This is a genomic window from Variovorax terrae, from assembly GCF_022809125.1.
Taxonomy (GTDB): domain Bacteria; phylum Pseudomonadota; class Gammaproteobacteria; order Burkholderiales; family Burkholderiaceae_C; genus Variovorax_A; species Variovorax_A terrae.
This window is the reverse complement of the sequence record NZ_JALGBI010000001.1, coordinates 1,333,239-1,358,287: the sequence shown is the minus strand read 5'-3', so window position 1 is coordinate 1,358,287 and position 25,049 is coordinate 1,333,239. Positions and strand designations below refer to the sequence as shown.

Here is a 25,049-nt window from a genome sequence, read left to right as displayed (position 1 = left end):
GGGGCCGATGTGACAGCGGTGTGTCAGTCCGGTGACGAAGCCGCCGCCACGGGCGCTGAGGCCTCCCGCTGGTGCCGGCCCAGGGCCCCTCGGGTGCAAAGGTCGCTACAAAAACAGTAGCAAGAAATGACCAGGGGACAAGGACCTCTTGCACATTTTCCTCTAAAAAACCCCTCACCCGGCCCGCAAAGCGACCCGCGCCGACCAGAGCCGGCTCAAACGCGGCAGGATCAGCACGGCCAGGACCACCAGCAGCAGGGTCAGCGACATCGGCCGCTCCAGGAACACCGTCCATTTGCCTTCGCCAATGGACAGTGCGTTGCGCATCTGGGCCTCGGCCAGCGGGCCCAGGATCATGCCGACCACCACGGGCGCCGTCGGGAAATCGAAGCGCCGCATCACCACGCCGAGCAGGCCGATGGCGTAGAGCAGGACCAGGTCGAACGCCGACTGGCGCATGCCATAGACACCGACCGTGGCGAAGATCAGGATGCCCGCATAGAGCTGCGGCTTCGGGATCTTGAGCAGCTTGACCCACAGGCCCACCAGCGGCAGGTTCAGGATCAGCAGCATCACGTTGCCGATGTAGAGCGACGCGATCAGCGCCCAGACCAGCGCCGACGAGGTCTGGAACAGCTGCGGACCGGGCTGGATGCCATAGTTCTGGAACGCCCCCAGCAGGATCGCCGTGGTGTTGGAGGTGGGAATGCCCAGCGTCAGCAGCGGAATCAGCGTGGCCGTGATGGCTGCGTTGTTGGCCGCCTCCGGGCCGGCCACGCCTTCGATGGCGCCCGTCGTGCCGAACTCTTGCGGATGCTTGGACAGCTTCTTCTCGGTGGCGTAGCTCAGGAAGGTCGGAATCTCGCTGCCGCCCGCCGGAATGGTGCCGAACGGAAAGCCGATCGCTGTGGCGCGCAGCCAGGCCGGCCACGAACGCTTCCATTCCTGGCGCGTCATGTGCACCCGGCTCATGCGGTTCGCCGACTCGACGGCCCGCCCCTCGTAGAGCACGTTGTAGAGGGCCTCGCCCACGGCGAACAGGCCCACCGCGATCAGCACCATCTCGATGCCGTCCATCAGCTCGGGCACGCCGCCCGTGTAGCGCGCCTGGCCCGTGATCTGGTCGATGCCGATCAGCCCGATGGCCAGGCCGATGAACAGCGCGGTCATGCCGCGCAGCGTGCTCTTGCCCAGCACCGCGCTCACGGTGGTGAAGGCCAGCACCATGAGCAGGAAGTATTCGGGTGGGCCCAGCCTGACGGCGTATTCCGCCACCACGGGCGCGCAGAACGTCACCAGCACGGTGGCGATGGTTCCGGCGACGAAGGAGCCGATGGCCGAGGTGGCGAGCGCCGCGCCGGCACGGCCGTTCTTCGCCATCTTGTTGCCCTCCATCGCCGTGACCATGGAGCCGGATTCGCCCGGCGTGTTCAGCAGGATGGAGGTGGTCGAGCCGCCGTACATGGCGCCGTAGTAGATGCCGGCGAAGAAGATCATCGAGGCCGTGGCCTCGACCTTGACGGTGATCGGCAGCAGCATGGCCACGGCCACGGCCGGGCCGATGCCGGGCAGCACCCCTACGGCCGTGCCGATCACGCAGCCCAGAAAGGCCCACATCAGGTTGATCGGCGTCGCCGCCGTGACGAAGCCTTGCAGCAGTTGGTTCCAGATGTCCATGAAAATTGCGTGTTCTCGTTCGTCTTGCCGGCCTTACAGCCAGCCGGTGTCGGTCAGCCCCGGCAGGTTGATCGCCAGCAGCTGCGTGAACATCCAGTACACGGGCGCCGCGATCACGAAGCCGGTGACGGCGTCGAGCAGCCAGTGCCCGAGCGAGCGCCGGCGATGGCCCGCCGCCGCGCGAAAGCCGCGCACCGCCAGCACGAAGCACACGGTACAGCTCAGGATGAAGCCCAGGTAGTTGATCAGCACCGCATTGGCAAGCAGGCCGGCCGACACCCAGGCAAAGCCTGGCCAGTCGCCGCGTTCGGCGCCGGAGGGCTCCTCCATGCTGCGAAAGCCGCCGCTGCGGGCCTCCCAGACCAGCCAGGCGCCGCACACCAGCAGGACCGCGGCCACCACCCAGGGCAGGAAGTTCGGGCCGACGCCGGCATAGCCGGCCTCGGATGAAATCGTGGTGGCACCGGCCGCCAGCAGCCCGCCCACCCCCAGGGCGCCCACGCCCACCAGGGTTTGATGCAGGGAAAAAGATGCGGGTTGTTGTGTCATTGTCATGCCCGTAGGTAAAACTTGCGCGCCAGCGCCTTCGCCCCTGGCGGAACGAAGGCGGCGTGCCTCGGCCGGCGCCGTCAGACCATGCCCGACTTCACCATGGTGGCGCGCAGGCTGGCGAACTCGTCGTCGACGAACTTCTCGAACTCGGGTCCTGCGAGCACGGCCGGCGTCCAGGCGTTCTTGTCCAGCGCCTCGGTCCAGGCCTTGGACTTGACGGCCTTGAGCACCAGCTCGGTCAGCGCGCGGCGCTGCTCGGCAGAAATGCCGGGCGCGCCGTAGACGCCGCGCCAGTTGCCCAGCGAGACATTGATGCCCTGCTCGATCAGCGTGGGGATGTTGACGCCCTTCAGGCGTGTCGGCGAGGTCACGGCCAGCGCCTTCATCTTGCCGGTGCTGATGTACTCGGCGAATTCGCTCAGGCCGCTGCCGCCGACCGTGACGTTGCCGCCCAGGATGGCCGCCGTCGCCTCGCCGCCTCCGCGGAAGGCGACGTAGTTGATCCTGGCGGGATCGACGCCGACTTCGCGCGCAATCATGGCGGCCGCGATGTGCTCGGTAGAGCCGCGCGAGCCGCCGCCCCACTTCACGCTGCCGGGGTCCTTCTTGAGCTGCTCGATCACGTCCTTCATGGTCTTGAAGGGCGAGTTGGCGGGCAGCACGAAGACGTTGTATTCGCTGGTCAGGCGCGCGATCGGCGTGGCCTGCGACAGGCTGACCGGCGGCTTGCCCGTGATGATGCCGCCCAGCATCACGGCGCCCATCACCATCAGCGCGTTGGGGTCGCCCTTGCTGCCGTTGACGAACTGGGCCAGGCCGATGGCGCCCGCGGCGCCGCCCTTGTTGTCATAGCTCACGGCCGACGCCACGCCGGCGCTCTGCATGGCCTTGCCCAGGGCGCGGCCCGTGGTGTCCCAGCCGCCGCCAGGGTTGGCCGGAATCATCATCTTGATGTTGGTGCTGGCCCGCGCCGCGAGCGGCAGGCCGCCTGCGACGGCCAGGGCGGCAAGGGATTTCAAAAAGTCGTCTCGGCGCATAGAGTGTGTCTCCTTCTCATCAAATACAGTCTCAGGGGCAGCGCGCGCCGACAGGTTGCGGAGTCAGGCCGAAGCCGGCAGCAGGAGCCGGCGAACCTCAGCAATGCTCCGCGGCGCCAAGCGCGCCGACGTACAACCTGCGTCGCTCAGAACGTATGGCGGATACCGAATTCGTAGCCCGTGCTGGCGCCGCCCGCTGCGGTCACGCCAAGGCCCACGTTGAAGCTCTTGCCATTGTCCTTGTTGGAAATTTTCGCATAGTTGACATACAGGGCACTGCGCTTGGACAGGTTGTAGACGTAGCCCAGCGCGATGTGGTTGGCATCGTTGGCCACGCCGCTGGCCTTGACCGTGCCGTAGGAGGCACGGATCTGACCGGCGCCCACCGGCACTTGTACGCCGATGCTCTGGGCGCGCGTCTTGTTGCCGCTGGTCTTGTTCTCACCCCACAGCGCCATCACGCGGGCCACGCCGAAGTCGTAGCTACCGCCGATGTTGCTCTGCGTCAGGTCGCCCAGACTGCTGATCTTGGTCTTGGTGATGCCATAGGCCACGCTAACCGGGCCATTGGCGTAGCCGATGCGCAGGCCGGTCACCTTGCCGTCGTCGGCGGTGGCGCCGGCGTTGGAGTTGTTCTCTCCCATCGCGTACATCACCTGGCCGAACAGGCCGCCCATCTCGGGCAGGTGGTAACCGATGGAGTTGGACGCGCGCACGTGGGTCACGCGCGCGGCGGATGGCACGGGATAGAACAGGAAGCCCGACGAGCCCACGCCGTTAGTGCCGAAGGCACTGTAGTTCGACAGATTCCAGAAGCCCGGCACGTAGTCGCGACCCAGGCGGATCTCGCCCCAGCTGTCGGATAGGCTGACCGTTGAACGGCGCCCGAAGGTCAGGCCGCCGCCCCCCGCGCCGCCGGTGGCCTGGTTGTTGGTGTTGGTGGTGCCGCCCGTGCCCTCATCGGGATTGATGGCCGCTTCGAGCCAGAAGCTGGCCTTCAGCCCGCCGCCGAGATCCTCGGTACCGCGAAAGCCGAGCCGGCTGGACAGATTGCCGTCGGTCCCGAGCTTGCTCACGGAGCCGGAACCGTCACTGTTGACTCGCACATAATTCACGTCGACCAGCCCGAATATCTGGACCGAGGACTGTGCCCAGGCGGCCGAGCCGACGAAAGCTGCGGCCACACCCACCGCAAGCGGGGAAAGTTTCATACGTATCTCCTCACATTGTTGATCGCTCAATTGCAGGACATCTGCGCGGCGGATGATAGGAACGGCACCTGTCAATCGGCTGTCCGCCGCTGCCGGTGGAAGTGCTAAGGTTTCGCCCATGAAGCTGTTTCTGGTCGAAGACGACCCCTCCATGCAAGCCGTGCTGCAGCGCACCCTGAGCCGCCGCGGCATCGAGGTCGCGGTCTGCGGCGACGGCCGGCAGGCTCTGGCGGGCTGGGCCGCCGCCGATCCCGACGTGGTGCTGCTGGACCTGACGCTGCCGGGGCTCGACGGCCTGCACGTGCTGGAGCAGGCCCGCAAGCAGGGCTGGCAGACGCCCGTGCTGATCCTCACCGCGCGCGGCACGGTCGGCGACCGCATCGTGGGCCTCAACACCGGGGCCGACGACTACCTGCCCAAGCCGTTCGACCTCGACGAGCTCGAAGCGCGGCTGCGCGCGCTGCACCGCCGCAAGCCCCATGCCGCCACCGAGCCGGCCGAGCACTACCTGCGTGTCGGCGACCTGCACTACGACAAGGACAGCGGCGCCGTCTACCACCGCGGCCAGGTGCTCGAGCTCACGCCCCGCGAGCTGGCGCTGATGCAGGCCCTGATGAGCAAGCCCGGCCACGCGGTCTCCAAGGAGCGGCTGTTCGAGCTGGTGTTTCCCGGCGAGGATGCCGTCCAGCCCGAGGCCATCGAGGTGGTGGTCTATCGGCTGCGCAAGAAGCTGGCGCAGGCGCAGGTGACGCTCATGACGCTGCGCGGGCTGGGCTACCTGCTCAAGGCCGGGCAATGATCTGGCAGCGCCGCCTGTCGCTGCGCGGCTACCTGCTGCTGGGCATCCTGCTGCCGATCGGCATCTACGTGCTGCTCAACACCATCGCCCTGTACAACCAGGCCTTGACGGCGGTGCACACCGCCTACGACCGGACGCTGCTGGCCTCGGCCAAGTCGATCGGCGAGCAGTTGGCGGTCGAAGGCTTCGACGACACCGCCGTGCTGCGCGCCACCGTTCCCTACGCGGCGCTCGAAGCCTTCGAGACCGACAACCGCAGCCGCATGTTCTACCGGGTCTCCACCATCAAGGGCCAATGGGTGGGCGGCTTCGAGGACCTGCCCGCCTGGCGCGGCAGGCTGCCGACCCACGGTCCCTACTCGGCCCTGGTGCACTTCTACGACGACGAGTACCGCCAGTGGCCGGTGCGCGTTGCCGTCCTGCTGCAGCCGGTGGTGAGCGAGAACGGGCGCAGCATGGCCGTGATCCAGGTGGCGGAAACCCTGGAGTTGCGGCAGGTGCTGGCGCGCCAGATCCTCGTGGCCACCCTGTGGCGCCAGCTGGCGCTGGTGGCGGTGATCGCCTTCGTGGTGATCGTCGTGGTCCAACAGGCCACGCGCCCGGTGCGGCAACTGAGCGCCGAGCTGCAGGCCCGCGCCGAAGGCGACCTCACCCCCATTGCCACGCTGCGGGCGCCGCGCGAGCTGCTGCCGCTGGTGGATGCGACCAACCACGTGATGGAGCGCCTGCAGCACCTGCTAGACCACCAGAAGCGTTTCGTGCGCGACACCTCGCACCAGCTGCGCACGCCGTTGGCCGTGCTCAAAACTCAGGTGCAGTCGGGACTGCGGGGCGACCTGGAGCCGCGCCAGGCGCTGCTCGAGATCAACGACACGGTGGAGCGCGCCACCCTGCTGGCCAACCAGATGCTGGCGCTGGCCAAGGTTGCACAGCTGCGCCAGCAGGCCGATGCCGGCGTGACCGACCTGGCGGGTGTGGTACGCGCGGTGGCGCTCGACCTCTCGCCGCTGATTGCCGAGAAGGACATCGATTTCGAGATCAGCACCCAGCCGGCGGCGGTGCACGCGCACGACTGGATGCTGCGCGAGCTCTCGCGCAACCTGCTGCACAACGCTATCCGGCACGCGCCGGCCGGCACCGCGCTGAATGTGCGATTGGTGGCCGATGCCCGGCATGCCGCGCTGGTGATCAGCGACAGCGGGCCCGGCATTGCCGACGAGTTGCGCCAGCGGCTGTTCCAGCCGTTCTCCTCAGGCAATGTACGCAGCGGCTCGGGACTGGGCCTGGCCATCTGCCACGAGATCGTGCAGGCCCTGGGCGGCACCATCAGCCTCGACAACCGCGAGGAGCGCGGCCAGACCGTGGGCCTGGACGCCACCGTGCGCCTGCCTTTGGCCGACAATCCCGCCTGATGATGGACAAACTGCGTATCGACAAATGGCTCTGGGCCGCCCGCTTCTTCAAGACGCGCTCGCTGGCCGGCGACGAGATCGGCAAGGGGCGCGTGCATGTCAACGGCCAGGAGGCCAAGGCCTCGCGCGAGGCCCGGGTGGGCGACACCGTGACGATCCGGCAGGGCCCGGTGACGCGCACGGTCGTGATCCTGGCCCTGAGCGGCATGCGCGGCCCGGCACCCGTGGCGCAGCAGCTCTATGAGGAAACGGCCGACAGCCTGAAGGCGCGCGAGCAGGCCCGCGAGCAGCACCGCCTGGCCCGCGAGCCCGCCCTGAGCATCGAGCATGGCCGCCCGACCAAGCGCGAGCGGCGCGACATCGACAAGGCCGCCTGGGACAGCCGCTGGAGCGCCTCGCTGGACCCCTGACGCGCTGTTCGCCCCCAAGCTTCCAGGGCGCCCCCGTGCAACTGCGGGTTGCGCAATGGGCCCACGCTTCTCCAGCGCGCCGAACTTGCCGTTAAGGCATATCGGCAAGGGGCTAAGATGGAAGCCAACTCGAAGGTTTGGCAGCATGAAGATCGGTGAGCTTGCGAGCAAGACGGGAATGACGGCCTCGGCCATTCGTTTCTATGAGCAAAGCGGCTTGCTGCCCGCGGCGGAACGGGGCGGCAACGGCTACCGCAGCTATGGCAACGCTGCCGTGGAGCGCCTGCGCCTGATCCAGATTGCACAGGCCATGGGGTTCTCGCTGGACGCCTTGCGCAGCGTTTTCGCCAGCACGGAAGGCTTCTCGAAAGACGAACTGCTCGGCAGGCTCGGCACCCGGCTCGGGGAGATCGACAAGGTCATGGCGACGTTGCGCGGGCAGCGGCGAGCCCTGCAAGAGCTCCAGGAGACATTGCGCGCCAGTTGGGCGGCCGGTGAGTGCGTGGATGCAACCGCGCTGGCGGCCGGCATGGCCGACAGATCGGCACGGCCCACCCCATCCAGGGCGGGCGCCCGCCGATTGGCCGAGCGATCGGCCGCACTCCGCCAGGCAAGACCGGTGAGCCGGCCGCGAGGCTCGGCCTGACGGGAGTACGGTGCGTCTCAGGCCACCGCGCTGCGCGCCGCCATTAAACGCCGGTACCGCCGGGTGCGCAGGACCGTCAGAAACTGGTCCAGCACCAAGGCGCGAAGCGGCGATACGCTGGGCAAGGTGGCGCGGCCTTGGCTCAGGCGGCGCAACTGAAACTTCACCATCGCCATGCGGGCCATCGCCGCAAGCGGCTTGACCTTCCAGCGGACCGGCCGGAGTTCAGGAACCTTGTGATGGCCGAGCCGCCACTCGCGCGGCAACGCCGGGTTGACGGCCAGGGCCGTTGCGATACCCGCCATGGCTACACCGCTGGCCAGAACCTCTTCGACCACGGGAAGACGGCGGATACCGCCGGTCACCATGATGGGCATGCGGGCAACCTTGGCGATGTCGCTGGCAAACTGGAGAAAGTAGGCCTCCCGTGCCAAGGTGCGGCCATCGCGCGCCTCGCCCTGCATGGCGGGTGCTTCATAGCTGCCGCCCGACAGTTCCACCAAATCCACCGGTATCCCGTTCAACCAGAGGACGACCTGTTTCGCGTCGTCGGCGGAGAAGCCGCCGCGCTGGAAGTCGGCAGAGTTGAGTTTGACGGCAACGCAGAACCGGGGTGAAACCGCCGCGCGCACCGCCCTCACGGTGTCGAGCAGCAGCCGCGCACGATTCTCGAGGCTGCCGCCCCATGAATCGGTGCGCTGGTTGGTGATGGGCGAGAGAAATTGGCTGAGGAGGTAGCCGTGCGCGGCATGGATCTCCACCCCGGTGAACCCGGCCTGTTCACCAAGCTGTGCGGTCCGTGCAAAGCGGCCCACGACCTCGGCGATCTGTTCTTCGGTCATCGCGTGGGGAACGGCAAACATCTTCGACGCGCCGCCCAGTTCCAGTGCCACCGCCGAGGGCGCCCAGGTCTGCTGCCCCAGGCTCATCCGCATCTGGCGTCCGGGGTGGTTGATCTGCAACCAGAATTGCGCGCCTCTGGCGCGCCCCGCTTGAGCCCATCGGCGAAACCTGTCGAGCTGGCGCTCATCCTCCAGCACGACACCGCCCGGGCCGGTCATGGCCCGGCTGTCGATCATGACATTGCCGGTCAACAGCAAGCCCGCCTCGCCCTGGGCCCAGGCGGAATACAAGCGGATCAAGTCCTCGGAAGGGCCTTGCCCGGCATCCGCCATGTTTTCCTCCATGGCGGCTTTGGCAATGCGATTGGGTATGAGCGAGCCGTTGGGCAACGCGAGTGATGTGAACGGAAACATGGGGCGCACCTCGTTGATGACGCCCAGACGATAAGATTCAAGTTGACTTGAATGTCAAGCCCTCATGGCAGACATGCAAATCAGGACGGGAAGACCATGCCCTGCCCCATCCGGCTGATGGCGTATGGCACAAGCGAACTGGCCAGCAAGCGGCGTGGAACCAAAGGAAATGAACAAAAGGCCATCCCGAAAACACAAACGGCACAGCGTTTCAATTCGCTGTGCCGTTGTGAGTTGCCTGTGAATCGGGTGATGTCAGATCAAGATCTTCTAACCCGGCTTGCAGGCGGTATTGGCGGAAACGGAGGGATTCGAACCCTCGATGGGGCTCTACACCCCATACTCCCTTAGCAGGGGAGCACCTTCGGCCACTCGGTCACGTTTCCAATCCTCAAATTATCTCACGAGTTGCGCCCTTCTCACGCGATGGGCTGGTCCAGATCGAAAGCTTTGTGCAATGCGCGCACGGCCAGTTCCATGTATTTCTCGTCGATCACGACCGAGGTCTTGATCTCGCTGGTGGAAATCATCTGGATGTTGATGCCCTCTTCGCTCAGGGCGCGGAACATCTTGCTGGCGATGCCCACGTGGCTGCGCATGCCGATGCCCACGATGCTGACCTTGCAGATCTTGGTGTCGCCGGAGATCTCGCTGGCGCCCAGCGTGGGCAGCACCTTGGCCTTCAGCAGGTCCACCGCCTTGGCGTAATCGTTGCGGTGCACGGTGAAGCTGAAGTCGGTGCGGCCATCCTTGCTGATGTTCTGGATGATCACGTCGACTTCGATGTTGGCATCGGCGATGGCGCCGAGGATGTGGTACGCGATGCCCGGCTTGTCGGGCACGCCCAGCACGGAGATCTTGGCTTCGTCGCGGTTGAATGCGATGCCGGATACGACGGCTTGTTCCATTTGTTCGTCTTCCTCAAAGGTGATCAACGTGCCGGACTTGGCTTCCTCGTTGATGTCGATGTCCCACGGGGTGAAGCTGGAGAGCACGCGCAGCGGCACCTTGTACTTGCCGGCGAACTCCACCGATCGGATCTGCAGCACCTTGGAGCCGAGCGACGCCATTTCCAGCATCTCCTCAAAGCTCACGGTCTGCAGCCGGCGTGCCTCGGGCACCACGCGCGGGTCGGTGGTGTAGACCCCATCCACGTCGGTGTAGATCAGGCACTCGTCGGCCTTCATCGCGGCCGCCACGGCCACCGCGGAGGTATCGCTGCCACCGCGGCCCAGCGTGGTGATGTTGCCGTCGCCGTCAATGCCCTGGAAGCCGGTGATGATGACCACGCGGCCGGCATTCAGGTCGGCGCGCACGCGCTCGCCTTCGATCGACTCGATGCGGGCCTTGGTGTAGGCGCTGTTGGTCTTCACGGGCACCTGCCATCCCGCGTAGCTGACGGACGGCATGCCCTCGGCCTGCAGCGCAATCGCCAGCAGGGCCGACGAAGCCTGCTCGCCGGTGGCGGCCAGCATGTCGAGCTCGCGTCCGTAGGACTCGCCCGGCCGGGCGGGCGCGAGTTCCTTGGCCAGGCCGAGCAGGCGGTTGGTTTCGCCGCTCATGGCGCTGGGCACCACCACCATCTGGTGGCCGGCACGCGCCCACTTGGCCACGCGCTTGGCGACGTTGCGGATGCGCTCGGTCGAGCCCATCGACGTGCCGCCGTATTTGTGAACGATCAATGCCATCTGGAAAAATCGAAGAGAGTGAGTGCGGGCCACCGGCCCCGCGCCGCGGGAGCGCGCCGCACAAAGCCCATGATTATACCGGTGCCCGGGACCCCACTTGGGGAGAAGCTCCCGGGCGGCGGCGGGCCCTCGCCGCCGGTTTCTCCGCCCGGCCGGTCACGGCTCCCCGCTCGGGACAAAGTCCAGCACCTCGCCCCGGCGTTCGACGCGCCCCGTGCCCACCTTGATGCGCAGCCGGTGCCCGCGCGTGGTGCAGGCCGCCACCTGGTCAAGCAGTTCCTGCAACTGGGCCGCACTGGGCTGCTGGCCATGCGCCCTTCTCAGCCAGTGGCGCAGCAGATTGGCCTGGCGCGCGCGCGTGAAGCCCTGCACGCGCGCGATCGCGGGCGGCAGGCCGGCCTGCGCCAGGTCCTGCGCGGCCACTTCGTCCAGCAGTTCCTGCGCCTGCGCCGCATGCGCCGCGCTGCGCGCGAAGGTGCTCCGGAACTGCGGGAACGCCGCGTCCAGCGCCGGCAGCAGGCGCGCCCGGATGCGGTTGCGCGTGAACTGCTCGTCGGCATTCGTAGGGTCTTCCACCCAGGGCACGCCGCGCGCGGCCAGCCAGGCCCGCACTTCGGCGCCGGGCACACCCAGCAGCGGCCGGTGGTAGGTGACGTCGTCGCGCACCCAGCGCGCCGGCATCGCGGCCAGCCCCGGCAAGCCGGCGCCGCGCGACAGCGCCAGCAGCAGGGTCTCGGCCTGGTCGTCGGCATGCTGCGCAATGGCGATGTCGTGGACGGCATCGTGCGCCCAGTCCTGCTGGACGGCGGCGCGAAACGCCTCGTAGCGCGCCTGGCGGGCTGCTGCCTCGGGACTGTCGCCCGGCGCATGGCGCGCCTGGACGCGCCTCACGGCCAGCGGCACGTTCAACTGCGCGCACAGGCTCACGCATTGCCGCTCGAAATCGTCAGCCGCCGCCTGCAGGCCGTGGTGAACGTGGACCGCCCTCACCTGCTGCGGCCAGCGTTCTGCGCAGGCCACGAGCAAGGCGGTGGAATCGGCCCCGCCGCTGAAGGCCACGGCCAGCGGCAGCGAGGGCGCGAAGGCGCGCATCGCGTCGGAAAAGGCCGTGTTCATGGCGGGCTCCGGCTCAGCCGTGCGCGGCCGCAGCCGGCCGGCGGTGCCTACTTGCTGTCCGCCTTCGTGTCGGTGAAGCGCCCATAGCTTTGCAGCCGTTCGTAGCGGCGCTCCAGCAGCTCCTTGACCTTGAGGTCGCCGAGCTGGCGCCAGGCGTCGTTGAGCGCGCGCTTGAGGAAGGCGGCCATCTGCTTGTGGTCGCGGTGGGCGCCGCCGACCGGCTCGTTGACGATCTTGTCCACCAGGCCCAGCGCCTTGAGGCGGTGCGCCGTGATGCCCAGCGCGTCGGCGGCGTCTTCCGCGCGGCTGCTGGTTTTCCAGAGGATGGAGGCGCAGCCTTCGGGGCTGATCACCGAGTAGATGGAGTACTGCAGCATCAGCACCTGGTCGCCCACCGAGATCGCCAGCGCGCCGCCGGAGCCGCCTTCGCCGATGATGGTGGTGATGATGGGCACTTCGAGCTGGGCCATCTCGAAGATGTTGCGGCCGATGGCCTCCGATTGCCCGCGCTCCTCGGCGTCGATGCCGGGGTAGGCGCCCGGCGTGTCGACGAAGGTGAACACCGGCAGCTTGAACTTCTCGGCGGTCTTCATGAGGCGCAGCGCCTTGCGGTAGCCCTCGGGCTTGCTCATGCCGAAGTTGCGCAGGCCGCGCTCCTTGGTGTCGCGCCCCTTCTGGTGGCCGATCACCATGCAGGCCGTGCCGTTGAAGCGCGCCAGCCCGCCGACGATGCTGAGGTCGTCGGAAAAGTGGCGGTCGCCGTGCAGCTCCACGAAGTCGGTGAAGATTTCGTTCACGTAGTCCAGCGTGTAGGGCCGCTCGGCGTGGCGCGCGATCTTGGTGATCTGCCACGGCGTGAGGTCGCTGTAGATGTCCTTGGTGAGCTGCTGGCTCTTCTTGCTGAGCTGGTCGATTTCTTCCGAAATGTCGACCGCCGACTCGGTCTGCACGTAGCGCAGTTCTTCGATCTTGGTCTCGAGCTCCGCGATCGGCTGCTCGAAATCGAGGAAGGTTCGTTTCGCCAACGTCATTCTCCTGTTGTTACCGCTCGCACCAGGGCCGTGTGCCGCGCCGCCGGCGGCCGTGCCCGGCCGAGCGGCAGATTAATACGCGACCGGCAGTGGGTCAAGCGAACGCCAAATATACCAAGTCGCCACGCTGCAATACGGCGCCCAGGCGGCGGCCACCTCGCGCGCATCGCTGCGGCTGACCGGGTCGCCCGAAAAATAGTTCTTGCTGATGCCGCTGATCAGGCCCACGTCGTCCAGCGGCAGCACGTTCGGTCGCATCAGGTGGAAGATCAGGAACATCTCGGCCGTCCAGCGGCCGATGCCGCGGATGCCCACCAGCTCGGCGATGATGGCGTCGTCGTCCATCGACTGCCAGTTGCCGGCCGAGACGGCGCCGCTGTCGAAGTGCAGCGCCAGGTCCACCAGGTATTCGATCTTGCGCGCGGACAGGCCCGAGGCGCGCATGTCGTCCACCTTGAGCTTGAGCACGTTGGCGGGCGTCATGCGGCGCGGCAGCCCGGCGAAGCGGTCCCACACCGTCTGCGCGGCCTTCACCGAGATCTGCTGACCCACGATGCTGCGCGCCAGTGTGGTGAAGGCGTCGCCGCGCGACTCCAGGCAGGCGTCGCCGAACGCGGGAATCAGCCGCTTCATCACCCGGTCCTTCTTGGTCAGGTGCTTGCGGGCGTCTTCCCAGTAGTCGGGCGTGAAGACTTCGATTGCTATCTTTTTAGTAGCAGCCATCGACCACCCCTCCTGGACCCCGGGCCGAAAACGCTTCAAAAACCTTCACTGCGCCGCCTCCCAGGTGGTGCCCGTGGGCGAATCCTTGAGCACGATGCCCTGGGCCAGCAGTTCGTTGCGGATGCGGTCGGCCTCGATAAAGTCCTTCGCCTGCTTGGCGGCGGCGCGCGCCTGGATCAGCGCCAGGATGTCCGCCTCGCCGAGCGCGGCGCCGGCCTGCAAAAAGGCCTTCGGGTCGCCCTGCAGCAGGCCGAGGCAGCCGCCCAGGCCTTTCAGCAGCCCGGCCAGCGCGGCAGAGCGCGTCTTGTTGACCTCGGTGGCCAGCTCGAACAGCACGGCCACCGCCTCGGGCGTGCCGAAATCCTCGTCCATCGCGGCCTTGAAGCGCGCGGCGAACGGCTGGGCCCAGTCGATGGGCGCGGCGGCCGGGCTGACGAGATCGAGCGCGGTGTACAGCCGCTTGAGCGAGGCGCGCGCGTCGTCGAGGTGCAGGTCGCTGTAGTTGAGCGGGCTGCGGTAGTGCGTGCGAGCCACGAAGAAGCGCAGCGTCTCGCCGTCGTACTGCTTGAGCACCTCGCGGATGGTGAAGAAGTTGCCCAGGCTCTTGGACATCTTCTCGTTGTCGATGTTGATGAAGCCGTTGTGCATCCAGAAGCGCGCCAGCGGCTGGCCGTTGGCGCCCTCGCTCTGGGCGATCTCGTTCTCGTGGTGCGGAAACTGCAGGTCGGCGCCGCCGCCATGGATGTCGAAGGTCTCGCCCAGCAGCGCGCCGCACATGGCCGAGCACTCGATGTGCCAGCCCGGTCGGCCCCGGCCGTAGGCGCTGTCCCACTTGGCGTCCTCGGGCTCGCTCTCCTTGGCGGATTTCCAGAGCACGAAATCCAGCGGGTCTTCCTTGCCGTCGAGCACGGCCACGCGCTCGCCCGCATGCAGCTCGTCGAGCGACTTGCCGCTGAGCTTGCCGTAGCCGGGGAACTTGCGCACCGCGTAGTTCACGTCGCCCGATTCGGTGGCATAGGCCAGGCCCTTGTCCTGCAGCGTCTGCACCATGTCCAGCATCTGCGGCACGTAGTCGGTGGCGCGCGGGTCGTGCGTGGGGCGCTCCACGCCCAGGGCGTCGGCGTCGCGGTACATCTCGTCGATCATGCGGCCGGTCAGCGACTTGATGCTCTCGCCGTTCTCCACGGCGCGCCGGATGATCTTGTCCTCGATGTCGGTGATGTTGCGCACATAGGTCACGCGCAGGCCCGAGGCGCGCAGCCAGCGCTGCACCACGTCGAACGCCACCATCGAGCGCGCATGCCCCACGTGGCACAGGTCGTAGACGGTCATGCCGCACACATACATGCGCACATGGCCGGTTTCGAGCGGAGAAAACTCCTCCAATGCACGCGACAGCGTGTTGTAGATGCGCAAACTCATGAATATTTCGGACGCTGGCGCCGAAGGCAGACCGGCCAGGCGGCGGCTTCGGCGGATACGGTGTGGTTCAGGTAATTATCGAGGGGGATGAACTGCACCCCTCGGCTACAATCCAGCGCAGTATAAAGCCCCCCGTCCGGGCTTGTCATCGCGCAGTCCCAAGAGGCCTTCATGTCCAATGCCCGCCCCCTTTTCCCGAAAACCCTGCGTCTGCTGGCCCTGGCCGCCGCGCTGGCCGCCTCGGCCGCCGTGCAGGCTGACGACTACGGCGACGTGAACCAGCTGGTGCGCTCGGGCAAGCTGGCCGAGGCCATGACCAAGGCCGAGCAGTACCTCGCCGCCAAGCCGCGCGACCCGCAGATGCGCTTTCTCAAGGGCGTGATCCAGACCGAGTCCGGCAAGCCGGCCGATGCGATCGGCACCTTCACCAAGCTCACAGAAGACTACCCCGAGCTGCCCGAGCCCTACAACAACCTGGCCGTGCTGTACGCCAGCCAGAGCCAGTACGACAAGGCCCGCGCCGCGCTCGAGATGGCGATCCGCACCAACCCGAGCTATGCCACCGCGCACGAGAACCTGGGCGACGTCTACGCCAAGCTGGCCAGCCAGGCCTACAGCAAGGCGCTGCAGCTCGACAGCGGCAACACCGGCGTGCAGCCCAAGCTGGCGCTGATCCGCGACCTGTTCGCCCCGGCCGGCAAGGGCGCCAGCGCCAAGCCTGCCGCCGCCCCGGCCCCAACCCCTGCGCCCACCCCGGCACCGGCGGTAGCCACGCCGGCGCCCGCCAAGGCCCCGGCCGCGGCGCCTGCGGCCGCACCCGCCCCGGCGCCTGCCCCCGCACCGGCGGCCGCGCCGGCCGCAGCCCCCGCCAGCGGCGCCGAGAAGGATGTGGAAGCCGCCGTGCAGGCCTGGGCCACGGCCTGGTCGGCCAAGGACATGGCGGCCTACCTGGGCGCCTACGGCAAGGAATTCGATCCGCCCGGCAAGCAGACGCGCAAGGCCTGGGAAGACGAGCGCCGCGCGCGCATCGTGGGCAAGTCGCGCATCAGCGTGAAGCTCAACAACCTGTCGGTCGCGGTCAATGGCGGCAAGGCCACGGCCCGCTTCAAGCAGGACTACAACGCCGATGCGCTCTCGGTGTCCAGCCGCAAGACGCTGGACCTCGTGAAGGCCGGCGACCGCTGGGTCATCGTCAAGGAATCGACCGGCGGCTGATGCTCGCAACGGGCGGTCGCCCCGCGCGCCGCTCCTGTTTTTGAACATCATCGCCCCCAAGTCCGCATGAAACGGGCATCACCAGCTATATTTTTGATAGCGTTCTCGCTGCTGGCGGCCGTGCCGCCCGCGCAGGCCGCCAAGAAGCGCAAGCCGCCGTCCGCCGCGCAGGCCGCGCGCCCCGCACCGGCGAAGCGCGTGGCTCGCGACGGCGAGGCCGAGGCCCGCCTGATCGCGGTCTACAAGCTGGTCGGCCAGGCCCGCGGGCGCGAGGCGCTGGCCCAGGCCGAAAGCCTGGTGAAGGACCACCCGAACTTCCAGCTCGCGCAACTGGTCTACGGCGACCTGCTGGCCGCGCGGGCCCGCCCGGTGCGCATGCTGGGCGACGTGCCCGACACCACGGCACACGCCGCCGCGCCCCTGCTGGCCGAGCTGCGCGAGGAGTCGCAGCTGCGGCTCAAGGCGCTGCGCGAGCGGCCGCCCGCGGGCGCGATCCCCTCGCAGTTCCTGGCGCTGTCGCCGCGCAACAAGCATGCGATCGCGGTGGATGCCTCGCGCGCGCGGCTGTACCTGTTCGAGAACACCGACACCGGCCTCAAGCTGATCGCCGACTACTACGTTTCCGTCGGCAAGTCCGGCATCGAGAAGTCGGTCGAGGGCGACCTGCGCACGCCGCTGGGCGTGTACTTCGTGATGAGCAACCTCGACCCGAAATCGCTCAAGGATTTCTACGGCGCGGGTGCGCTGCCCATCAACTACCCCAACCCCTACGACATGAAGCGCGGCAAGACCGGCAGCGGCATCTGGCTGCATGGCACGCCTCCCAGCCAGTTCGCGCGCGCGCCCAAGGCCACCGACGGCTGCGTGGCGCTGACCAACCCGGACCTGCAGCGCATCATCGACACCGTGGAGGTGCGCACCACGCCGGTGATCATCGCCCCGCAGCTGCACTGGGTGCCGCCGCAGAGCACGCAGGCCGAAGGCAAGACCTTCGAGAACACGCTGCAGGCCTGGCGCACCACCAAGGCCAGCGGCGACATGTCGCGGCTGCTGAGCTTCTACACGCCCGACTTCAACAGCTACGGCAAGACGCTGGCCGAGTGGACGCCGGTGCTCAAGGGCGAGCTCGACCGCACGCGCGGGCGCGACATCGTGCTCAAGGACCTGTCCTACCTGCGCTGGACCGACAGCGCCGATACCATGGTGGTAACCTTCGGCGAGGTCGCCGAGGGCGCCAGATCGGGCCCCACCAAGCGCCAGTACTGGGTGCGCCAGGGCAGCCAGTGGAAGATATTCTTTGAAGGAGTGATTGGATGACAGGCATTGCACGCCGCGCCGTTCTGGCCGCCGCTTCGCTGGCGCTGTGCGCCACCGCCATCGCGGCGCCAGGCGCCCCGAAGGTGAAGTTCAGCACCTCGATGGGCGACTTCACGGTCGAGGTCTATCCCGACAAGGCCCCGAAGACGGTGGAGAACTTCCTGCAGTACGTGAAGGACAAGCACTACGACGGCACGGTGTTCCACCGCGTGATCGACGGCTTCATGGTGCAGGGCGGCGGCTTCGACGCCAAGATGGCCGAGAAGAAGACCCGCCCGCCCATCGCCCATGAGGGACGCGAGGCGCTGGCCAAGGGCCTGAAAAACCAGGTCGGCTACCTTGCCATGGCCCGCACCGGCGACCCGAACTCGGCCAGCGCGCAGTTCTTCATCAACGTCAAGGACAACGCCTTCCTCGACCCCACCCCGATCCCGCCCGGCGACCCGGTGCCCAAGTTCGAGTACGGCGGCCGCACCTACGAGAACGTGCCGCGCGCCAACCTCGTCAACGCGCCGCAGCTCTTCGGCTACACCGTGTTCGGCAAGGTGGTGAGCGGCATGGACGTGGTCAACAAGATCAAGGGCGTGCCCACCTCGACCCAGGGCCCGCACGAGAACGTGCCGGTCACGCCCGTCTTCATCAAGCAGGCGGTGCTCCTCAAGTAAGGCACCGGGCGCGACCATCATGCACACGGCCCTGCTGCGGCGCCTCACCTCGTTCGGCCTGCTGCTGGCGGCCCTGGCCGGCCTGCTGGCGCCCTGGGCGGCGCACGCCGGCCGGCTGGCGCTGGTGATCGGCAACGACCGCTACGCGCGGGTGCCCTCGCTGCAGAACGCCGCGGCCGACGCCGACCTGATGGCCGCTTCGCTGCGCAAGGCCGGCTACAGCGTGACGCTGCACAAGAACCTGGAGCTGCGCCAGTTCAAGGACCGCGTGCGCGACTTCCGCAGCCGCGTCGGCAGCGGCGACGAGGTGGTGTTCTATTTCGCGGGCCACGGCGTGCAGATCGGCCCCATGAACTACCTGCTGCCGGTGGACGTGCGCAGCGACAGCGAGAACCAGGTCAAGGACGACGCCCTGCCCCTGAGCCAGGTGATGGAAGACCTGCGCGAGCAGCGCCCGCGCTTCATGCTGGCCGTGATCGACGCCTGCCGCGACAACCCGTTCAAGGGCACGGGCCGCAGCATCGGCGGGCGCGGCCTGACCGGCGTCAGTGGCGCCGACGGCCAGATGGTGATCTACTCGGCTGGCGAAGGCCAGCAGGCGCTGGACCGGCTCGGCCCGAGCGACCCGGTGCGCAACGGCCTGTTCACCCGCGTCTTCGCCCGGCAGATGGAAACGCCCGGCCTGCCGGTGGACCGGGTGCTCAAGCAGGTGCGCGCCGAAGTCAACACCCTGGCCCGCTCGGTCGGCCACACCCAGGTGCCGGCCATCTACGACCAGGTGATCGGCGACTTCTATTTCTACCCGCCCGCCAGCGACAGCGCCGCGCGCCCGGCGCCGGCCACGCCGCCCCCCGCCCCGCCAGTGACCACGGCCGCGCTGACGCCCCCGCCCGCCGCCCTGCCGCCGGCCGTGAGCGGCGCGCCGCGCGTGCGCCTGGGCACCTCCATGGGCGACATCGTGTTCGAACTCTATCCCGACAAGGCGCCCCAGAGCGTGGAGAACTTCCTGCAGTACGTGCGCGAGCACCAGTACGAAGGCACGGTCTTCCACCGCGTGATCGACGGCTTCATGATCCAGGGCGGCGGTTTCACGGCCGACCTGCGGGAGAAGAGCACGCGTGCGCCCATCCCGCTGGAAGCCGCCAACGGCCTGCGCAACGAGCGCGGCACCCTGGCCATGGCACGCACCAGCAACCCCCATTCCGCCACGGCGCAGTTCTTCATCAATGTCAGGGACAATGAGGCCCTGAACGCCAAGGGCGCGGCGGACGGCTACGCGGTGTTCGGCCGCGTGATCGCGGGCATGGACGTGGTGGACAGCATCCGCACCGTCCCCACCGCCAGCCGCTCGCCCTACCACAACGTGCCGGTCACACCGGTCGTCATCAACACAGCCACTCTGGAGAAATGAACATGGCCAACCCCAAAGTAGAACTGCACATCGTCGACTTCGGCGTCATCACCCTCGAACTGGACCAGGACAAGGCGCCCAAGTCGGTCGCCAACTTCCTGAGCTACGTCAACAAGGGCCACTACGACAAGACCATCTTCCACCGCGTGATCCCGGGCTTCATGGTCCAGGGCGGCGGCTTCGAGCCCGGCATGACGCAAAAGCCCACCGACGCGCCGATCGACAACGAGGCCAACAACGGCCTGAAGAACGACAACTACACCGTGGCCATGGCGCGCACCAACGCGCCGCACTCGGCCACCGCGCAGTTCTTCATCAACGTGGCCGACAACGGCTTCCTCAACCACACCGCGCCCTCGGCGCAGGGCTGGGGCTACGCGGTGTTCGGCAAGGTGGTGGGCGGCGCCGACGTGGTCGACAAGATCAAGGCCGTCCAGACCGGCCGCAAGGGCTTCCACGACGACGTGCCGAAGGAAGACGTCGTCATCGACAAGGCCGTCGCGCTCTGACGGCCGGGCGTCCATGTCCCTGACCGTGCCGCCGATCGCGGAGCTGCAGGCGCCCGCGAGCTGGCGCACGGTCGACTTCATCTCGGACCTGCACCTGCAGCCGTCCGAGCCCGCCACCGTCGAGGCCTGGCAGCGCTACCTTGACACCACCCCGGCCGATGCCGTGTTCATGCTCGGCGACCTGTTCGAGGTCTGGGTCGGCGACGACGCCGCGCTGTCGCCGGGCTTCGAGACGGCATGCGCCGACGCGATGCGCCAGGCTGCACAGCGGCTCGAGCTGTTCTTCATGCACGGCAACCGCGACTTCCTGCTGGGCACTGATTTCCTCGCGCGCTGCGGCGCGCGCCTGCTCGCCGACCCCACCGCCCTCGCCTTCGCCGGCCAGCGCTGGCTGCTGTCGCATGGCGACGCGCTGTGCCTGGACGACACCGACTACATGGCCTTTCGCGCCCAGGTGCGCAGCCCCGCCTGGCAGCAGGCCTTCCTGGCCCGGCCGCTGGCCGAGCGCCAGGCCGTCGCGCGCTCGATCCGCGCGCAAAGCGAGGCCCGCAAGCGCTCGGGCGCGGTCTATGCCGACTTAGACGGCCCGGCCGCGCGCGCCTGGCTGCAGGCCGCCCAGGCCGCCACGCTGATCCACGGCCACACCCACCGGCCGGCCGACCACGACCTCGGCGCCGCGCTGCGGCGCGTGGTGCTGAGCGATTGGGACGCCGCCGCCGAGCCGCCGCGCGCGCAGGCGCTGCGCCTCACGGCCGCCGGGCTGCAGCGCCTCGAGGTGCGCTGATGTTCGGCTGGCTGCGCCGGCGCCGCCGGCAGCACGCGGCGCGCCCCCTGCCCGAGGCGCTGTGGCAGTCCACGCTGGCGCGCTACCCGTTCCTGGGCCGGCTCTCCACGCCCGAGCTGGCGCGCCTGCGCACGCTCGCCGGCGAATTCCTGGGCAGCAAGGAATTCCACGGCGCGCAGGGCTTCGCCATCACGGATGAAGTGGCCGCGGCCGTGGCCGTGCAGGCCTGCCTGCCGGTGCTCTACCTCGGGCTCGACTGGTACGACGATTTCGTCGGCATCGTGATCCAGCCGGGCGAGGTGGTGGCGCGCCGCACCGTGATGGATGAGCAAGGCGTGGTGCACCACTACGACGAGGTGCTCAGCGGCGAAGCGATGGACCGCGGCCCGGTGATGCTGAGCTGGCCCGACGTGGCCGACGCGGGCGCCTCGGCCGACGCGGGCTACAACGTGGTGATCCACGAGTTCGCCCACAAGATCGACATGCGCGACGGCCTGCCCGACGGCTGCCCGCCGCTGCCTGCCGGCTTTCTGGGCGCGCCCTCCGCGCGGGCGGCGCGCAGCGCGTGGCTGGCCGTGATGCAGCGCGAGTACGAGGCCTTCCGCGAAAAGACCATCATCGCCGAGCGCTTCGGCGGCGAGCCAACCTGGCTCGACCCCTACGGCGCGCAGTCGATCGACGAGTTCTTCGCCGTGGCCTGCGAGGCCTACTTCGTGAACCGCGAGCGCTTCGCCGGCGAGTTTGCGGCGCTGCTGCCGCTGCTGGACGGGTTTTTCAAGCCCAATCAGCCGTAGGTCCGCGTCCAGTGGTCATCGGCCGCTATCAAATCAGTAGCAACGCCAATATTCAGAGATCGGGGATCAGCCGCTTGCCCAGCGGCACCGCGTCATCGGCCGCGTAGCCGAGCTTGCGGTAGAACTCGATCACGCCGGAGTTGGTGCTGCGCACCATCAGGTTGATCTTGGGGCAGCCGCGCGCGGTCAGCAGCTGCTCGGCCTGCTGCATCAGGCGGCGGCCCAGGCTCAGCCGCTGGCGGCCCGGCGCCACCGCCAGGTAGTAGACCCAGCCGCGGTGGCCGTCGAAGCCGACCATGGCCGTGGCCGCCACCTCGCCCGCCAGCGTGCCGACCAGGAACAGCTCGGGCTGCTCGGTGAGCTTGCGCGCGATATCTTTATGCGGATCGTTCCAGGGCCGCACCAGCCCGCAGGCCTGCCACAGCGCCACCACCGCCGGCTCGTCCCCGGCCTCGAAGGGCCGGATGGCGAGCGCGGGGGATGGCGCAGATGAAGGCGCCGGGGCCGTCACGTCCCGCAACCGCCCTTACTTGCGCAGCAACGCCTTGAGCGCGTTCTGCAGGCGGCGCGCGGTGGCCGCGTCGTGGGCCGAGGCCAGCACGCGGCCGGCATCCTGGCCCCAGGTCTGCGCGGGCGACGGATCGTTACGCTTGGTCAGAAGCTGCAGCTGCAGCATGCGGCGGGCGTTCAGGTGCTCGGCCGGGGTCGGCACCTCGGCGGCGATCTCCAGGCGCAGCAGGCTGTCGCCGGCATCGCCCGCGGGGGCGGCACCCACGGCCTGGGCCCAGGCCGTGCGCACGGCCGGCGTGACGGCGCGGCCCAGCTCCTGCTGGCTCGGCAACTGGTCGGCCGCGCGCTGCTCCCAGGCGCCCAGCAACTGCGTGAGGGCTTCGCCATGGGCCTGCGCCGCGAGCTTCTTCAGGGCCAGCTGGGCATGTTCGAGCGCCTCGCGCTGGGCGCGGAACGCCGCATCGCCCAGGCGCGGGCCGCGGTCTTCATACGAGGGGCGGTCGCCGAAACGGCCCGCGCCACGCTCGTCGCGGCGCGGCTCGAAGCGGTTGTCGCCGGCGCCGCGCGGGCCGCCGCGGGCATCGCCCCGGCCACCCGGCGCGCCCTTGCGGTCGCCGAACTTGCCGCCGCGCCCGGCCTGCGCCGGCTCGGCTTTCTTCATGCCGGGGCGGTCGTCGCCGCGCATCGCGATCACGGGCTTGGGCGGCGCCTTGGCCGGCACGGCCGGTGCCGCGGGGGCAGCCTCGGCCGCCGGCTCGGTGCCCGGTTCGCCCTCGGCCGCGGTCTCGGGCGCAGCCTCGCTTGCTACGGTTTCAGTAGCATCCGATGACCGCTGCGCCTGGACTTCCGCCTGATTCGATTCATTTTTCGCGGCTTCGGCCGCCTGCGCGGTCACCACGGCCGCGGCCTGCGCCTGGCCGCGCAGCGCGGCTTCCAGCTCGTTCATGGCGGCCCGGATCTTCTGGGCATCGCCGCCGGCATTGGCGGCCTCGAGCGCCTTGGCGGCGTCGAGCACGGCGCGGTCGCGCTCGCTCAGCGCGCTGGCGGCCTTCTCGCGTTCGGCCGTCTTGCGGTTGAAGGCTTCGTCGATCGGCCGGCGGAAGGCGTCCCACAGCTTCTGCTCGTGCTTGCGCTCCAGCGGCACAGCCTGGGCCTCGGCCTGCCAGCGCTGCTGCAGCGCCTTGACAGCGTCGATGCGCAGCAGCGGCGCGGCGCCCAGCGCGCTGGCTTCGTCGATCATCGCGTGGCGGCGCTCCAGGCTCTGCTTCTGCATGGCCTCCAGCGGCGCATGGGCGGCATTGATGGCGGCCTTCCACTGCGGCTGCAGCTCGGCGAAGGCCTTCTCGCCCACGTGGCCGGCCTCGCGCCAGCGCTCGGCAAACTGGTGCAGGATGCGGGCAAAGCCCTTCCAGTCGTCGTCCAGCGCCGTGGCGTTGGCCGCGCTCCAGGCCTTGACTTCCTCGATCAGCGCCAGGCGCTGCACCTTGTGCTCGGCCGACTCGGACTTGACCTTCTCGAGCCAGGCCTCGACCACCTTGTAGGCCTCGTTGCAGGCGTCGTCGAAGCGCTTCCACAGCGCGTGGTTGGGCGCGCCGCCCTGGTCGGTCTGCTTCCACTGCTCGCGCAGGGTGCGCAGGGTTTCCTGCATCTTGCGCCCGCCCAGGCGCGGCTTGGGCGGCTGCGGCTCCTGGCCTTCGGCCGGCGCGGCGCGCTCGAACAGGCCCTCGGCCTTGGCCACCAGTTCCTCGCGCAACTGGTCGGCGCGCCAGCGCTGCCAGCCTTCGAGTTCGCCGGCGGCGGCCAGCGCGGCATGGGCCTGGTTCTCGAGCTTGTCGTCGATCAGCTTGCCGTGTTCCTTGAGCGCGTTGCGCAGCGCGGCGGCCGCGCCGGCGCTGGCCTTGCCGTGGCCCTGGCCGGTTTCCTGCTCGACCTTGGCGAGCGCGTCGCGCACGGCCTGGGTGGCGCGGGCGCGCAGCTCGGGATCGACCTTGGGCTTGGCCGGCTTCGGCGGCGCTTCCACCGGCACGCCGCGCGCCAGGCGCAGCTCGTCGGCCCACACCGGCACCGGCGGCAGCGGCGCGGCACCGTCTTCGGCAGCCGCGGCGGCCTGCGTCAGCGCGGCCTGGAAGGCCTCCCACACCACCAGCAGCTGGGCCTTGGAGGCCTCCAGCAACGGCGGGAAGCGGGCGTCCACGCTGGGCCAGCTCGCGTCCACCGCGATCGCGGCGGCTTGCTCCTGCCAGTGCGCCACGTCGGCGCGCAGCACCTCCCAGGCGGCCTGCGCGTCCTTCCAGCTCTTGGTGGACAGCACCTCGATGCGCTGGGCCAGCAGCACGGCGGCCTCGCGCTGCACCTGGGTGCGGTGCTGCAGGTCCTCGATCACCTTCACGCGGTCGGCCAGCTGGCCCTTGAGCGTGGCCAGCGGCTCCCTGGACAGCGGCGCGCCGGCCTTGGCGGCGTCGCGCTGCCAGGCCAGGGCGTCGGCGATGTTCAGGCGCGGCGCGCCCAGCAGGGCCTGCGCCTTGTCGGCCCATTCGATGGCCATGGCCTCCTGGCCCTTGGCGCGCTTGAGTTCGTCGAGCTTCTCGCGCAGCGGCCGGGCGGCGCCCTTGTCGCGCGCGCTCAGTTCCTTGAAGACCTCCTGCATCTGCTCGGGCGCCGGGTTGCCGGCCAGCCACTCGCGGATGCGCGCGGCGCGCTCGCCCGAGGTGGAGGCGGAGAAAGCGCCGCCGGTCAGGGCGTCGAGCGGATGGGTTTCTTGAGGTTTGGCGGGAGCGGGCGTCACTTCAGGAGCTTCGGGTGTTTTGTTGAAGGCAGGAAAACGGAGCATGGAACAGTTATTTTGGAAGAGGGCCGGGCCGCCG

The 25,049-nt window shown here is 68.7% G+C and carries 23 protein-coding genes, 1 tRNA gene and 1 pseudogene; 12 read left to right on the top strand and 13 right to left on the bottom strand.

The window, feature by feature from the left end; genetic code table 11:
* Window positions 1–174 precede the first annotated feature (174 nt).
* From MMF98_RS06380 to MMF98_RS06365, 4 genes are all read right to left on the bottom strand, one after another.
* The gene (locus tag MMF98_RS06380) at window positions 175–1,677 is read right to left on the bottom strand and encodes a tripartite tricarboxylate transporter permease (RefSeq protein WP_243305403.1); all 1,503 of its coding nucleotides are present in this window, start codon (window positions 1,675–1,677) and stop codon (window positions 175–177) included.
* A 33-nt stretch (window positions 1,678–1,710) separates the two neighbouring features.
* Entirely contained in the window at window positions 1,711–2,226 is a 516-nt protein-coding gene (locus MMF98_RS06375; protein WP_243307335.1) for a tripartite tricarboxylate transporter TctB family protein, read from the bottom strand.
* Between the two features lie 80 nt (window positions 2,227–2,306).
* Window positions 2,307–3,266 carry a Bug family tripartite tricarboxylate transporter substrate binding protein gene (locus MMF98_RS06370; protein ID WP_243305402.1) on the bottom strand — a complete coding sequence of 320 codons (960 nt, stop codon included), beginning with the start codon at window positions 3,264–3,266 and terminating at the stop codon, window positions 2,307–2,309.
* A 146-nt stretch (window positions 3,267–3,412) separates the two neighbouring features.
* Window positions 3,413–4,477 (bottom strand): porin, encoded by a 1,065-nt coding sequence (locus MMF98_RS06365; protein WP_243305401.1) that lies wholly within the window; start codon window positions 4,475–4,477, stop codon window positions 3,413–3,415.
* 118 nt (window positions 4,478–4,595) lie between these two features.
* Here MMF98_RS06365 and MMF98_RS06360 point away from each other — a divergent pair, with 118 nt between their 5' ends.
* From MMF98_RS06360 to MMF98_RS06345, 4 genes are all read left to right on the top strand, one after another.
* Complete coding sequence (locus MMF98_RS06360; RefSeq protein WP_243305400.1) at window positions 4,596–5,276, top strand: response regulator transcription factor; 681 nt, start codon at window positions 4,596–4,598, stop codon at window positions 5,274–5,276.
* Entirely contained in the window at window positions 5,273–6,688 is a 1,416-nt protein-coding gene (locus MMF98_RS06355; RefSeq protein ID WP_243305399.1) for a sensor histidine kinase, read from the top strand. Before MMF98_RS06360 ends, MMF98_RS06355 begins: the two co-directional genes overlap by 4 nt.
* Window positions 6,689–6,690: 2 nt before the next feature.
* Entirely contained in the window at window positions 6,691–7,098 is a 408-nt protein-coding gene (locus tag MMF98_RS06350; protein ID WP_243307333.1) for an RNA-binding S4 domain-containing protein, read from the top strand.
* 145 nt (window positions 7,099–7,243) lie between these two features.
* Window positions 7,244–7,744, top strand: a complete 501-nt coding sequence (locus MMF98_RS06345) for a MerR family transcriptional regulator (protein WP_243305398.1) — start codon at window positions 7,244–7,246, stop codon at window positions 7,742–7,744.
* A 17-nt stretch (window positions 7,745–7,761) separates the two neighbouring features.
* Here MMF98_RS06345 and MMF98_RS06340 read toward each other — a convergent pair whose 3' ends face one another.
* The 7 genes from MMF98_RS06340 to cysS all read right to left on the bottom strand — a co-directional run bounded on the left by MMF98_RS06340 (window position 7,762) and on the right by cysS (window position 14,980).
* Window positions 7,762–9,000 carry an NADH:flavin oxidoreductase/NADH oxidase family protein gene (locus tag MMF98_RS06340; protein WP_243305397.1) on the bottom strand — a complete coding sequence of 413 codons (1,239 nt, stop codon included), beginning with the start codon at window positions 8,998–9,000 and terminating at the stop codon, window positions 7,762–7,764.
* A 293-nt stretch (window positions 9,001–9,293) separates the two neighbouring features.
* A tRNA-Ser gene (locus MMF98_RS06335) sits at window positions 9,294–9,386 on the bottom strand.
* A gap of 33 nt (window positions 9,387–9,419) precedes the next feature.
* Window positions 9,420–10,688, bottom strand: coding sequence for an aspartate kinase (locus MMF98_RS06330; RefSeq protein ID WP_243305396.1), 1,269 nt, complete (start codon window positions 10,686–10,688; stop codon window positions 9,420–9,422).
* A gap of 156 nt (window positions 10,689–10,844) precedes the next feature.
* Window positions 10,845–11,804 (bottom strand): tRNA lysidine(34) synthetase TilS, encoded by a 960-nt coding sequence (gene tilS, locus MMF98_RS06325; protein WP_243305395.1) that lies wholly within the window; start codon window positions 11,802–11,804, stop codon window positions 10,845–10,847.
* A 47-nt stretch (window positions 11,805–11,851) separates the two neighbouring features.
* Window positions 11,852–12,829 (bottom strand): acetyl-CoA carboxylase carboxyltransferase subunit alpha, encoded by a 978-nt coding sequence (locus tag MMF98_RS06320; RefSeq protein ID WP_243305394.1) that lies wholly within the window; start codon window positions 12,827–12,829, stop codon window positions 11,852–11,854.
* A 78-nt stretch (window positions 12,830–12,907) separates the two neighbouring features.
* Window positions 12,908–13,558 (bottom strand): DNA-3-methyladenine glycosylase family protein, encoded by a 651-nt coding sequence (locus MMF98_RS06315; protein ID WP_243305393.1) that lies wholly within the window; start codon window positions 13,556–13,558, stop codon window positions 12,908–12,910.
* 45 nt (window positions 13,559–13,603) lie between these two features.
* Window positions 13,604–14,980, bottom strand: a complete 1,377-nt coding sequence (gene cysS, locus MMF98_RS06310) for a cysteine--tRNA ligase (protein WP_243305392.1) — start codon at window positions 14,978–14,980, stop codon at window positions 13,604–13,606.
* Window positions 14,981–15,151: 171 nt separating this feature from the next.
* Between cysS and MMF98_RS06305 the strand changes: the two genes are divergently transcribed.
* From MMF98_RS06305 to MMF98_RS06270, 8 genes and pseudogenes are all read left to right on the top strand, one after another.
* Complete coding sequence (locus tag MMF98_RS06305) at window positions 15,152–16,195, top strand: YybH family protein (protein ID WP_243305391.1); 1,044 nt, start codon at window positions 15,152–15,154, stop codon at window positions 16,193–16,195.
* 66 nt (window positions 16,196–16,261) lie between these two features.
* Window positions 16,262–17,512, top strand: coding sequence for a L,D-transpeptidase family protein (locus MMF98_RS06300; RefSeq protein ID WP_243305390.1), 1,251 nt, complete (start codon window positions 16,262–16,264; stop codon window positions 17,510–17,512).
* The gene (locus MMF98_RS06295; RefSeq protein WP_279343542.1) at window positions 17,509–18,177 is read left to right on the top strand and encodes a peptidylprolyl isomerase; all 669 of its coding nucleotides are present in this window, start codon (window positions 17,509–17,511) and stop codon (window positions 18,175–18,177) included. The genes MMF98_RS06300 and MMF98_RS06295 overlap by 4 nt, the downstream gene beginning before the upstream one ends.
* A gap of 19 nt (window positions 18,178–18,196) precedes the next feature.
* A pseudogene (locus tag MMF98_RS06290) lies at window positions 18,197–18,961 on the top strand (caspase family protein); the annotation flags it as partial.
* A gap of 78 nt (window positions 18,962–19,039) precedes the next feature.
* A complete protein-coding gene (locus MMF98_RS06285) occupies window positions 19,040–19,588 on the top strand; it encodes a peptidylprolyl isomerase (protein WP_423837612.1) in 549 nt (182 codons plus the stop codon).
* A gap of 2 nt (window positions 19,589–19,590) precedes the next feature.
* A complete protein-coding gene (locus MMF98_RS06280) occupies window positions 19,591–20,097 on the top strand; it encodes a peptidylprolyl isomerase (protein ID WP_243305389.1) in 507 nt (168 codons plus the stop codon).
* A gap of 13 nt (window positions 20,098–20,110) precedes the next feature.
* Entirely contained in the window at window positions 20,111–20,881 is a 771-nt protein-coding gene (locus tag MMF98_RS06275) for a UDP-2,3-diacylglucosamine diphosphatase (protein ID WP_243305388.1), read from the top strand.
* On the top strand, window positions 20,881–21,675 hold the full coding sequence (locus tag MMF98_RS06270; protein WP_243305387.1) for a M90 family metallopeptidase: 795 nt from the start codon (window positions 20,881–20,883) through the stop codon (window positions 21,673–21,675). The genes MMF98_RS06275 and MMF98_RS06270 overlap by 1 nt, the downstream gene beginning before the upstream one ends.
* A gap of 52 nt (window positions 21,676–21,727) precedes the next feature.
* On the opposite strand, the gene MMF98_RS06265 is transcribed toward MMF98_RS06270, so the two are convergent.
* Both MMF98_RS06265 and MMF98_RS06260 read right to left on the bottom strand, forming a co-directional pair.
* Window positions 21,728–22,186 (bottom strand): GNAT family acetyltransferase, encoded by a 459-nt coding sequence (locus MMF98_RS06265; RefSeq protein ID WP_243305386.1) that lies wholly within the window; start codon window positions 22,184–22,186, stop codon window positions 21,728–21,730.
* Between the two features lie 15 nt (window positions 22,187–22,201).
* Window positions 22,202–25,015, bottom strand: coding sequence for a DUF349 domain-containing protein (locus MMF98_RS06260; protein ID WP_243305385.1), 2,814 nt, complete (start codon window positions 25,013–25,015; stop codon window positions 22,202–22,204).
* Window positions 25,016–25,049: the final 34 nt, after the last annotated feature.